The sequence below is a fragment of the Exiguobacterium sp. Leaf187 genome (assembly GCF_001423925.1).
GTDB classification, from domain to species: Bacteria; Bacillota; Bacilli; order Exiguobacteriales; family Exiguobacteriaceae; genus Exiguobacterium_A; species Exiguobacterium_A indicum.
In genome coordinates, this window is sequence record NZ_LMPR01000009.1 from 866666 (window position 1) to 878021 (window position 11356).

General features: G+C 38.6%; 14 protein-coding genes. 6 read left to right on the plus strand and 8 right to left on the minus strand.

The window, feature by feature from the left end:
* Positions 1–2: 2 nt before the first annotated feature.
* The 4 genes from ASF99_RS08850 to ASF99_RS08865 form a co-directional block, all read right to left on the minus strand.
* Positions 3–302 carry a hypothetical protein gene (locus tag ASF99_RS08850; RefSeq protein WP_055968575.1) on the minus strand — a complete coding sequence of 100 codons (300 nt, stop codon included), beginning with the start codon at positions 300–302 and terminating at the stop codon, positions 3–5.
* Positions 289–582: a helix-turn-helix domain-containing protein gene (locus ASF99_RS08855; protein WP_055968577.1), complete on the minus strand. Its 294-nt coding sequence runs from the start codon at positions 580–582 to the stop codon at positions 289–291. Before ASF99_RS08855 ends, ASF99_RS08850 begins: the two co-directional genes overlap by 14 nt.
* Positions 583–599: 17 nt before the next feature.
* Positions 600–1271, minus strand: coding sequence for a BRO family protein (locus ASF99_RS08860; protein WP_055968579.1), 672 nt, complete (start codon positions 1269–1271; stop codon positions 600–602).
* A gap of 87 nt (positions 1272–1358) precedes the next feature.
* A complete protein-coding gene (locus tag ASF99_RS08865; RefSeq protein ID WP_023467933.1) occupies positions 1359–1568 on the minus strand; it encodes a helix-turn-helix domain-containing protein in 210 nt (69 codons plus the stop codon).
* 149 nt (positions 1569–1717) lie between these two features.
* On the opposite strand from ASF99_RS08865, the gene ASF99_RS08870 reads away from it, so the two are divergent.
* Complete coding sequence (locus tag ASF99_RS08870) at positions 1718–2128, plus strand: helix-turn-helix domain-containing protein (RefSeq protein ID WP_055968581.1); 411 nt, start codon at positions 1718–1720, stop codon at positions 2126–2128.
* 16 nt (positions 2129–2144) lie between these two features.
* Here ASF99_RS08870 and ASF99_RS08875 read toward each other — a convergent pair whose 3' ends face one another.
* Positions 2145–2330 (minus strand): hypothetical protein, encoded by a 186-nt coding sequence (locus tag ASF99_RS08875; protein WP_055968583.1) that lies wholly within the window; start codon positions 2328–2330, stop codon positions 2145–2147.
* Between the two features lie 219 nt (positions 2331–2549).
* Positions 2550–3542 (minus strand): hypothetical protein, encoded by a 993-nt coding sequence (locus ASF99_RS08880; protein WP_156357206.1) that lies wholly within the window; start codon positions 3540–3542, stop codon positions 2550–2552.
* 159 nt (positions 3543–3701) lie between these two features.
* On the opposite strand from ASF99_RS08880, the gene ASF99_RS17755 reads away from it, so the two are divergent.
* The 4 genes from ASF99_RS17755 to ASF99_RS08900 all read left to right on the plus strand — a co-directional run bounded on the left by ASF99_RS17755 (position 3702) and on the right by ASF99_RS08900 (position 8530).
* The gene (locus ASF99_RS17755; protein WP_055968587.1) at positions 3702–4667 is read left to right on the plus strand and encodes an excalibur calcium-binding domain-containing protein; all 966 of its coding nucleotides are present in this window, start codon (positions 3702–3704) and stop codon (positions 4665–4667) included.
* Positions 4668–4910: 243 nt separating this feature from the next.
* Complete coding sequence (locus ASF99_RS08890; RefSeq protein WP_235515906.1) at positions 4911–6290, plus strand: DUF4041 domain-containing protein; 1380 nt, start codon at positions 4911–4913, stop codon at positions 6288–6290.
* Between the two features lie 49 nt (positions 6291–6339).
* A complete protein-coding gene (locus tag ASF99_RS08895) occupies positions 6340–8217 on the plus strand; it encodes a DEAD/DEAH box helicase (protein ID WP_055968591.1) in 1878 nt (625 codons plus the stop codon).
* A complete protein-coding gene (locus tag ASF99_RS08900) occupies positions 8210–8530 on the plus strand; it encodes a hypothetical protein (protein ID WP_055968593.1) in 321 nt (106 codons plus the stop codon). Before ASF99_RS08895 ends, ASF99_RS08900 begins: the two co-directional genes overlap by 8 nt.
* A gap of 449 nt (positions 8531–8979) precedes the next feature.
* On the opposite strand, the gene ASF99_RS08905 is transcribed toward ASF99_RS08900, so the two are convergent.
* Together ASF99_RS08905 and ASF99_RS08910 are read right to left on the minus strand one after the other, a co-directional pair.
* The gene (locus ASF99_RS08905) at positions 8980–9501 is read right to left on the minus strand and encodes an ImmA/IrrE family metallo-endopeptidase (protein ID WP_082487151.1); all 522 of its coding nucleotides are present in this window, start codon (positions 9499–9501) and stop codon (positions 8980–8982) included.
* An 11-nt stretch (positions 9502–9512) separates the two neighbouring features.
* The gene (locus tag ASF99_RS08910) at positions 9513–9866 is read right to left on the minus strand and encodes a helix-turn-helix domain-containing protein (protein ID WP_055968597.1); all 354 of its coding nucleotides are present in this window, start codon (positions 9864–9866) and stop codon (positions 9513–9515) included.
* A gap of 244 nt (positions 9867–10110) precedes the next feature.
* On the opposite strand from ASF99_RS08910, the gene ASF99_RS08915 reads away from it, so the two are divergent.
* Positions 10111–11232, plus strand: coding sequence for a tyrosine-type recombinase/integrase (locus tag ASF99_RS08915; protein WP_082487154.1), 1122 nt, complete (start codon positions 10111–10113; stop codon positions 11230–11232).
* Positions 11233–11356: the final 124 nt, after the last annotated feature.

Sequence of the window (11356 nt, forward strand, 5' to 3'; positions counted from 1 at the left end):
GTTCATTTCAGTTTGTTCGGAGGATCCATCTGAAGCAGATGCATGTCGAACGTGTCTTCCATCAGATGCAGGACATGCTGTTTGTTGACGGCGTCGATCACGATAATCGGGTCATTTTTGACCATCTGCTTGAACTGGACCATCGCATCGGGCTCTGCTTCTTCGACCATCTCCCGCATCACGTCGACGAAGATGCTCGAGACGACGTCCTCGACATTGAGGAGCGGTAAGAGTGTCGGGTTCTCGTGGAAACGATCCACCAGTGTATTGGCTAGTTCATCAAGATTCTTATAAAGTGGCATGTCGTTTTTCCCCTTCCATGATGTAATTCCAATTCGTACTCTCGACACGTTCGTCGAGCCATTTGTAGAGATGCTCTCGACGGACGATGATTTTTCCGTCGATGCGCGTGATGGGCAGTCCGTTCTCGCGTACCTGTTTATCGATCAAAGCACGACTGCAGCGCAATTCCTCGCATACATCCGAGATGGTCATGTATTCACGTTTCCGCGCAATCTCCGCGACGGATTCTGCGATGCCTTCCGCGATCAGCCGTTTGAATGCTGTCTCATCGAATAACATGTGCTCCCTCCTTCCTGTCAGATAAGCGCCGGTCGCCAGTTGCTGACGTAGTTCAACGCTTCGTCGAATTGGTTCTGCCGGATATCGCGGTAGGAAGCGACGGCGAACGCACGCTTGATGTCACTACCGAATCGACCGTATAATTTCCCTTTCGTGTCATACAGGCCGGAAGGTTGCTCCTCTAGTTCCTTCCAGATGTGTTCCGCCCGTTGTTTCTTGGCGCGTTCGATGGCGAGTTGCTGTCCATAGTCGAGCGTCATCCGCTCATCGATCTTCTCCGTCAGCACGGTGATGGCCGCTTCCGTCTGCTCTTGTTTGACGAGCATTTGCGATGTCGCAGCGAACAACTCAGCAAACGGGATTCCCTTAGGCATTTCATAAGATCCGGTCTGGCGGATTGACGGAAGGACGTCCTCCATCACCCAGTTCTCGAATTTTTGTGCTGCAGGTAACTTTGAGTTTGTGACAAGACGGTAGACGTCCGGTTCGCGGATGACGATCATATCTTGCGTTCCTCCATTTGTTAGGACGGGATGTTTCATCCCACCCTTGCAATGCCGATTTACAGCTTTGTGTGGTTCTTTATATCCAAGAGCCTTTGCTACATCCGAAGCGACGAACAACGGATTCGTTTTATCACCGATCATGCGAATAGAAGTTCCTTCGAACACTTTTGTCAGCTGATTCATTGTTAACCTCCGTATGATTTTCATTTTTAGAAATTGGGTAAAAAACAATAAATGTCTTAGTATAGTTTCAAATTACCAATTCGGTAATCAATCAACAAAAAAATATTCAATTGGCTTACCATACAATCTAGATAGCTTCATCAAGAATGTTGATTTGATTCCTCGCTTTCCAGCTTCAATCCTACTAATTGTTGCGGCTGACTCGTAACCTGTGAAATCAGCAACTTCCTTTAGAGAAAGATTTCGTTCCTTGCGAGCGTTTCTTAATTTCTCAAGATCAACTTTTGGTTCCGGCAAATGAATCACCTCCTCGTTTATTACCATATCGGTAACTTATGAATTTAATATACATTACCATTTAGGTAATCGTCAATACTTTATTTCCGATTCGGTAAAAATAGTTTTCCGTTTTGGCAAAAATGATATATTTGAAAGGAGATACTAATATGGAGTTGATATTAATGGAGAAAGCTTTTCGAGGAGATAGACTTAAAGAATTACGTTTAAATCGCGGATGGGCACAAGATGATACTGCATTGAAACTAGGTATAACACCTGCAACTTTATCAAGATTCGAGACTGGGAAGCGTCAGCCGGATCCATCGACTTTAGTTTTATTAGCGGACACGTTCGACGTTACTGTAGATTATTTACTAGGCAGAGTCGAAGATCCTAGGAATACCTTGGATAACTATATTGAGCATGTTTCTAAAACGAATAAACTTATAGGAATGCATTTTTCAGAAGAGGAACTTAATTCTCTCGATCAAGAAAAGATTGATAAAATTGTAAGTTACATGAGGGACCAAATTGCTTTAGCGATATCGACCGGACTGAATGATAAAGCCAAAAAATAAAACTGATTGACGCCAACTATTCAGCTGCGTCAATCAGTTTTTTTAGTGAACTGTGCCATAAATTTGTTTCAGAGATTCCGGATTCAATCTCATTGTTCACAAAAAGAACGTATGCCCCTAACTCTTCGCTCCAACATCCTTTTAGCGGAATAAGACCATCATTTGTTTTCAACAACATTTTTTCATTACCAGAGTAATCCATCACAACTCTCCTTTAAATAAGAACGTTTGTTCTATTCGTTTCCATCATTATGCATGACGCATAACCCATTTTCAAGCAATACCCTGTATTTTACAACGTTATCAATTCGACACATAACGACAACTGCTTATTTTTCTTTTTCTGTTTTTCATAATAGTTTATAAAAATTAGTACAGTTTTTGTCGAAAGAAAAAAGGATGATTTCTCATCCTTAACAAATCATCTTAACTCTTCAGTAAGTGTTACCGAGCTAGCTAATTTTTCGATATTATCTTTTAATATATAGCCATCTGAAGTTCGAGATTCATTTAAAGCGTCTAAAGAATTTTTATCAAATACATACTTTACTATGAAAATCCCATTATCATCATCGATAAACAACGCTAGTTGATCTAGCTTCTTGTCTTTATCCAATGCTTCTTTCAGAACAGAAGCAGCCAAATGTTTTGACTGGCTATGAATTTGTTCCAACGATCCACCAACAGGTTTAACACGCAACATGATTGTATGATTTGATTCATTTAAAGCAGAAAAGTTCTTTTCTACTTTTTGCGTTTTGAAGATATAATCGTTTCCAAGCTTCTTATAGAATGTCTCAATTGATTTCTTTTTCTGTGTCTTTGCCCCTACCTTTTCCTTTTTTGATTCTTGTTGTTTAGGTACCTCTTTATCAGTACTAACTTCTGTGTTTTTCTTTTGGACTTCTTCTGGTTTCGCAACTGCTTCTTCTTCATTCCCTACGAATAGTCCGACTACGAATAAAAGCATCAGCGCATATACACTAATTGCAATCGCAGACTTCCAGATAGATCCGCTGCGGAAACCGAGCACTTTTTGTATAGCTTTTCTTTTCTTAACTTCAACAGTTGTATGCTTCATGATCTCGTTGCATATCTTGTCTCCGTCTTCCACACGAGCAATTGTGAAAGCGATTTGATCATGGTTCTTATCTTTATAGAAACGAGCATCAATGAAAAGCTTATCTAGATAAAGTAATTCTGGAAGTTCAGACCATTTCATTACGAGAATCGTATCGAATTGATGATCTTTCTCTTTGAGGAAACGTAGACCATCCGCTTCTTGAACAATGAAATGGTCAGTTCCAGCGCTTTTTTTATTTAACTTCGCTTTTCCCACTAAACATGATGGGTACTGTTCTTTAAGACGTTGAATCGATGTTTTTTCAGCTTTTTTCACTTGTTTATCTTCCAACTCATTCATCCTCCCTTATCTATCATTCTCCCTATTATATTCGGATTAGTATTGCAATAGTTTCATTATTTTACTTAATTATCTAATATAATCTTTTATTTATGGGAATGTTTTCTATTAAATGTATACTGAAGTAAAACATTGAAAGGAATGAGAACTATGGATTCTAAAGAAATTCGCCGTATCCTTAAATCAAATCATCCTGAAGGATATGTCACAAGCGGACAGTATCAAAGTGATTCTTACAGTCTTCCCTATTACATCGTTGCGACTGCTAAAGAGGGTCTCTTCTTCTATGTCAACAGACGTGGATCGCTCGATTTGGATCTTCACTTACCTTGGGCAAAAGTTCCGGATACGCTATATCTCCGAAAGGATAAGAAAGACAAAACATATCGTACGAAAGAAGAATTATTACTGACGATTTTTGTTGGTGATAAAGAAGGTAAGATGGTAGCCGAACTGATCGAGGGACGTCGGAAACTCCTACCTTGGGTGAAGTTCCCATGGTATCGAAAGATTCCTGGATACCGTAGTCAAGTCGCTTGGAAGATGGTCATGGCTTCCATGTTCTATTTCTTTTTCCTCGGCATGATCTTTGCCAGTGCTTTGGAGGATGTTGAAGATGACACTAAACAAGCTGTGAAGCAACCCGTCGTGCAAACAGAAGCAGAAGAAGAACCGAAGAAGTCAGATTCTGAATCCGCAAAGAAGAAAAAAGCTGAAGAACTGGCAGCTGCAAAAAAAGCGAAGGCTGCTGAGGAGAAGAAGAAAGCTGCTCTAGAAAAGAAAAAGGCTGAACAAGAAAAGAAGAAGCAATTAGCTAGAGAAAAAGCAAAAGCTGAGGCTAAACGAGAAGCTGAGAGGAAAGCGAGGATTGCCGCTCAGGAGAAGGCAAAGAGAGAAGCTGCCGCTAAACTGGCTGCTCAACAAGAAGCTGAGAAGAAAGCTGAAGAAGAAGCGGCTCAAAAAGCAGAGCAAGAAGTCGCTGCCACGACTCAAGTCAGTTTTGATAACTGTGACGATCTTCGAACGGAATATCCAAATGGTGTACCAAGTTCTCACCCTGCATACGATGCGAATATGGATCGTGATAAAGATAACTTTGCTTGTGAACGAAACTAATCGATGATCAAAAAAAACACTGATGAGAAAACCTTTATTCAAGGTCATTTCATCAGTGTTTTTGGGTGTTATAAGAAAAAGATGCCTCATCGATTTTCTTTTTTATTTTTCACTAATATTAAAAATTGTCGAAACGTGTCATACGATTATTGTCATTCGTTTCCTTTTTCTTAAAAGGAGCGAATTTTTATCATTCTATAATTGGTAAAATGAAGGGAAATGTGTATTAAGGGAGGAAATCTTATGTGGTTTCAAGATTGGATAAATGCTACTAAAAACCGAAAAGAAGTAGAACGGTTAACCAAAGAACTTGAACTAATTCAAATTTCTAAGGAAGAACTTGAATACTTAGATGTAAAGCGAGAACTTGAATTAATCAAAGAAAAATTCGCTACTGAAAGAAAGCACCTGGAAGAAGAACATTTGAAACTCGGAGTAAAGCTTGAGAATGAGCATATGATTCAACGTGAGAAACTTAGTAAAAAGTTTGAGGCAGAAAAGCAAGAACTTCTTGAAAGTAGTAACAAACTTAAATCTTTAAAACAAGAATTAGGTGAATATGAGGATAAGTATTTAATGCATGAACATGGTCTTTATGAGCCCACTTTTGAATTCGATACCTCAGAAGGTTATAAAAACATGCTCAACACAATCAGATTAGAACAAAAAGATATGATTCGTAAAAAAGTTGCCACGAATCATCCAGATCAATACTTTGTTGACGGAGACAAAAAACGAGGTAAAGAGTTTGTTAATGACACTATCAAACTTTCTCTTAGGGCCTTTAACAACGAATGCGATGTAATAATTTCAAATGTTAAATCAACTAATCTTGAAAGATCTGGTGCGAATATCGAAAAAGCATTTAAACAGATTAATTCACTAACCGATATGCAGACTATATTTATTCGTAAACAATACCTAGAATCCAAACTCCGCGAATTATACCTTAAGTACGAATTCGAGGTAAAGAAGCAAGAGGAGAAAGAAGAACAACGCGTTATAAAAGAGCAGATGCGTGAAGAAGCTCGTGTCTTAAAAGAAATTGAGAATGCACGAAAAAAAGTAGAAAAAGAAGAAACCCACTTCCTTAGTGCAATTTCATCTATACGTATGAAAATTGAGCAAGCAAATGATATTGAAAAAACAGCGTTGATTTCAAAATTAGCTGAATTGGAAGCTAAGCTTGCCGAAGTCGAAGTAATTAAGAATGACATTGAGAACCGTGAAAGAAATACGCGTGCTGGTTACGTGTACGTCATTTCGAACATCGGTTCATTCGGTGAGCATGTCTACAAGATTGGAATGACGAGACGCCTTGAACCACTCGATCGCATCCGTGAGCTTGGAAGTGCCTCTGTACCGTTCACGTTCGACATCCATGCAATGGTCTTCTCAGAAGATGCCCCGACTCTTGAAAACAAACTTCATCATCGATTCGCAACTAAACGCGTCAACCAAGTGAATCTACGTAAGGAATTCTTCAAGGTTGAAATTGAACAGATCGCGAAAGTTATCAAGGAAGAGTTCGATGAAACACTTGAAATCACGTTGGCTGCACAAGCCGAAGATTACTACCGTACATTGCAGATGAGTGAAGCAGCAATTAGCGTAAGTAGATAAAAATTGTATACTGAAGTAATTATTTTTTTAATCAGAAAGGAAGATTTATTTGTCTTTTTTCAAAAGTACTGATGCTTTCATTAAAAATAATACAGGTTTGAGGCTCCCTCAAAAAAGAGCATACGAAGCCGTGTATAAGTCTGTTAAAGAGAACCCATTAGAGCATAAATTGGTTGTTCTGCCTACAGGAGTTGGGAAAACAGGACTTATAGGAATTCTTCCATTTGGTATTTCAGAGGGGAAAGTTCTAATTATTACACCTGGAATAATAATTCGGGAAGGAATTTCGGATGAGTTCGATACAAGAAGCGCTTTTAACTTTTGGGAAAAACGAAATGTAATCCTTAATAAAAATCATCTTCCTAATGTCTATCGATATAATGGATTTGAACGAGGTAAAACTGCTGCAAAAACGCGCGCTATCGACTTTATGAATAATGCAGATATCATAATTACAAATATTCACAAAGTTCATAGTAGTACATCTTCGCAAGCTCTCACTAGCTTACTATCAACAGACTTCTTTGACTTAATTATCATTGATGAAGCACATCATTCAGCAGCAGACTCATGGGTTAACGCTATTAATCATTTTAATTCAGCAAAAGTAATAAAACTAACTGCTACTCCCTTTAGAAATGATGAAAAAACAATCGAAGGTAAACCAGTTTATGAGTTCCCTATGAGTAAAGCTATTGAAATGAAATATATTAAAAACATCATCAATGATAAATACACTAATGAAAAGTTAGAGTTTGTTATTGAAGATAGAATTGTTAGTAAAGAAGAGGCACTTAAAGAAATGGATAAAGAATGGGTTACACGATCAGTAGCTTATTCACCAGAATGTAATCAAACAATTGTAGATATGAGTAAATCTACATTAATTGAAAAAAGAAAAAATGGAGGAGTCTTTCATCAAATTTTAGCAGTTGCATGCGGGATTGAACATGCTAAACAAGTAGCTGCTTTGTACAATGAATCCGGTTTAAAGGCTGACATTGCTACTAGTGACAATACAGAAGAAGCTACAAAGGCAATTATAAAATACAAACGAGGCGAGCTAGATGTTTTAGTAAATGTAAACATGCTTGGCGAGGGATTTGATCATCCTAATATTAGTATAGCAGCGATTTTCAGACCATTTCGATCACTTCCACCTTATGCCCAATTCATAGGTCGTGCATTAAGAAGAATACCTGAGACTGAAATGGACGAAATAAATAATGTCGCTCATGTAATTTATCATAGAGAATTAGAATTAGATGATTTATGGAATTATTACTCTGGTGAGGAACAAAAAGCTAAAGATCTACGAATAATTAGAGATAGTATTGATTACTCGGAAAGAGTCAAGTCATTCGATGTTGGAGAAGTGGCAATTGGTGGTAATGTATTAAAAAGTACTTCAGATTATTTAAACGATGGTATTGATCTAAAGTATGCTACGGCGATAAGTGAAGCTATCGAAGCAAAAAAACAAGAAATCTATACTACAGCTAAAAAACTAAAAGCAGAAATGGGTTTCACAAAACAACAGCTCGATGATTTTATTGATAGTGAATTAAAAAGACTTGATGAATCAATTGATATTCGTCAAAATGAGCAAAGAGAAGAATTGATTCGCGAAGAACTTCATTTGCTATACAAAGATCGATTGGAAACAACAATACAAACCTTATTTAGCGAAAGTTCTTTGAATATTAAAGGTAATGAGTTGCCCCGAAACAGTTCTAATGCTATGTATAAGAACCTTAGCACAAACGGTGCTTATGCAGCGATTTATATCAATTACACGATGAAGCAAAAATTAAAACGTTCAATTGATGAATGGCTCTCTCATGATTTTAAACAAGCTTTTGAAATCTTGCCCACCGTAATAGAATCACTCAATAAAAAAATTAAGGGGATAAAATTAAATGAATAACCAAATTATTGATGCAATATCAGAATTAATTTTATACAAAGGACCAAGTATGAATAAAATAATTGAAGATGCTCAGTTCAACAAACTAAACTATAATATTCATTCTTCTGAGGATCTAATTACTGTATCTGTCAACTCTAGTATTGAAGGTTTATTATCAATTACAGATATTTATGTATTTAATAAACATTTGGAATTGATTAAACGAATTGCTAAAACACCAAGAAATGAAAAAGTACTTTTTGATCGGTTAAATGAAATCAATAATTTAATTAATCAACTTAATGCTCATTCGCAAATGAAAGTATCATAAGTTAAAGCCCTTTTCAAAAGGGCTTTTTAATTTTTTATAGGGTGTACTTTTTTGTATAACAAAAAAGCTTGATGAATGAGGAGCTGCACCTCATCCATCAAGCTTTTGATTAACCTTCTGTTTCGTTCTCCAGATCATCAACTGGGATGAACCACGCTCTCAAACCGTAATTCTTCGCCCACATTTTTTGTTGGGTTTTTGGATTAGTACGCCAAGGGCGGAACACCCCGTAACATCCGTATTTTTCACTATAATACAATTTAGCCATATATATCATTTCCCTTCTTCAACAAGTTAGTACTTGTAGAAGGGCCGAATATTTTGTTATCATAAACTCGTACACGACTCGGCAAAGTATGTACAAGATAATGATGCAGCAAACAAAATGATGTATCACTTCTTCGTCGGCCCTCTACAAGGGCTTTTTTTCGTTTTCATTGATCTTCTCCTCATTTCTTTGAATTATTGTATCGATGTTTTGCTGCTTCTCTTGATAAATTAAACTTAAGCATAATTTCCGTTTGTGAAAGATTTCCGATTAAATGTGTCGGCGCTAGTAACTCTCCAGCAAATTCGTTCGCCTGCCATTCGGGATCTTTGAATGCTGGTATGGAAACCGGCGCCCCTCCTCTTGCCAATCGTTTAATGCCTCGATGTAAGCATACATGCCCTATTTCGTGAGCCAAAGTAAATCTGTGTCTAGGATTGCCGTTTAATGCGGCTTCATATACATCTTCTCGAATTCGAAGCTCATTTAATTCAGGAAGAAAAAGTGCATATTCGTACATTTTATGTTCCGGAACTATTAAATACGAGAAATCTTCGAATGCCTCTGAAAGACCAACTTCAATCAGATTAAATATATCTATATTTTCCTCATCTGAAACATGAAAAAGATTTCGAATCAAAAATACATAAGATCTTATATCTCTCCTAGACATAGGATTTGCTACAAAATGTGGTTGACTCACTAGGCATCACCTTACTTTCTATCGAATATATTTAGAATCTCCTTTAATTCTTTAGAACTAATATCATTTTGCTTTCTGGCCAAAGCCATTAGTACTTGTTGATTATTTTCGCCTATTTCTTCGGTTTTAAACTTTATTAAACCCTCTGTTTCATAAATACTTTCCTGAAGTAAAAATCTCTCGTCCTCATTAAGATTATATAATTCAGTTATTCTACCGACCCAGTCTTCTGGAATTGCACGTTTTCCATTCTCTACTGCAGATAGATAAGAAAGCGTAACTCCCAATTTTGTAGACATGTCTTTTAAAATTTCATTGTGGTCAATTCTAATTTTTCTGCAGAATTTACCAAACGGAGTTATCAATGTTACCCCTCCCTCTCAATTCAACCTCTTCATCCGAACCCCTCGGTGTTATTACATTCTTTATATTACACAACAACAAATAAAAATTCAACATTTTTGTATAATTTATTTCTGTGTTTAAGTTTTTTTTCATCTTCTACTACTAAACGATTACTGATATTCGAATTTTCTACAGATTATATGGATAAATTTGATAAGATGAGAAAGAAGGAACGTCCTTGGTCAAGCAGGAAGGGGTGTAGCCATGGCGAATATTAAAAAGAATCCGAAGACTGGTAGATGGGAAACCAGGATAAGCCTCGGCTTCGACGAGCGTGGAAGACGTATCCAGCGCTTTAAGAGCACGACCACGAAGCGAGAGCTAGAGTATTGGATGGCCGAGTTACTCAAGGAACGTGAAAGTGGAGCAATCAAGAAAAAGCGGGCAAAGTTGACCGTCGCGGATCTCCTCGCGATTTACTTCGAACGCCGCGCTCCTCAGCTCGCAAAAGCGACGCTCTATAATCGTCGGAAGATCTCTGTTCTGCTCGAGAAGGAACTGGGCGCAATGAAGATCGAGAATGTCCGAACGCATCATCTAGCGGACGTCTTAGTGAAATATGCCGAGATCCGGAACTGGAACCCGAACAGCTACAACACGATGATGCAACAAGTCCGTGCCTTCTTCCGTTATGCCGTCGAGATGGAATACCTGAAGGAAGACCCAGGTGCCGGGCTTGCGCAGGACCGGCGACGTGCCGTCAAGAATCATCAGGTATGGAGCCAAGAGGAATGTGAGCGATTCATCGAGACGCATGAGAACGAACTCCGTGCCCTCCCGATCATTTTGATTCTGCATACAGGGATGCGTATCGGCGAAGCCGTCACCTTACGTTGGTCGGACATCGATTTCGAGGGACGTACGTTGCTCATCAAGCGCTCCATCGCGGACCACAACCGTTCCGCCTATCAAAACGAGAAAGCGCCGAAGAATGGTCATTCCCGACTCGTCGCACTCAGTGATGCTGCTGTCGACTACCTGAAGAACATGAAACGGGTCCAAGCGGCGCATCAATTAAAGCAAGGGTATCGGAACGAGGAGGAGTACGTCTGCCTGAACACCCTCGGAAGACCGTTCAGTTCGACGATCGCCCATCGCGCGTTCAACTGGCTGACGGAGCTCGCCGGTGTTCCGCGGATCCGCATCCACGACCTACGCCATACCCACGCCACCCTCCTCCTCGAGCAGGGTGTGCACCCGAAAGTTGTACAAGAACGACTCGGTCATGCGAGTTATGCCATAACGATGGATTTATACAGCCATGTCAGTGTAAAGTTGCATCATGAGGCTGCCGAAATGCTCGTTTTCAAAAAAAGTGTGCAATAAGTGTGCAATCGGAGGAGATTTGAGTGAACAAGAGAGAAACAAAAAACGTGAAATACGTTGATACGAAAGGGTTTCCGAAGGTTAATAATACCGTCCCTAAAAAATATGTCATGTTCGTCGATGA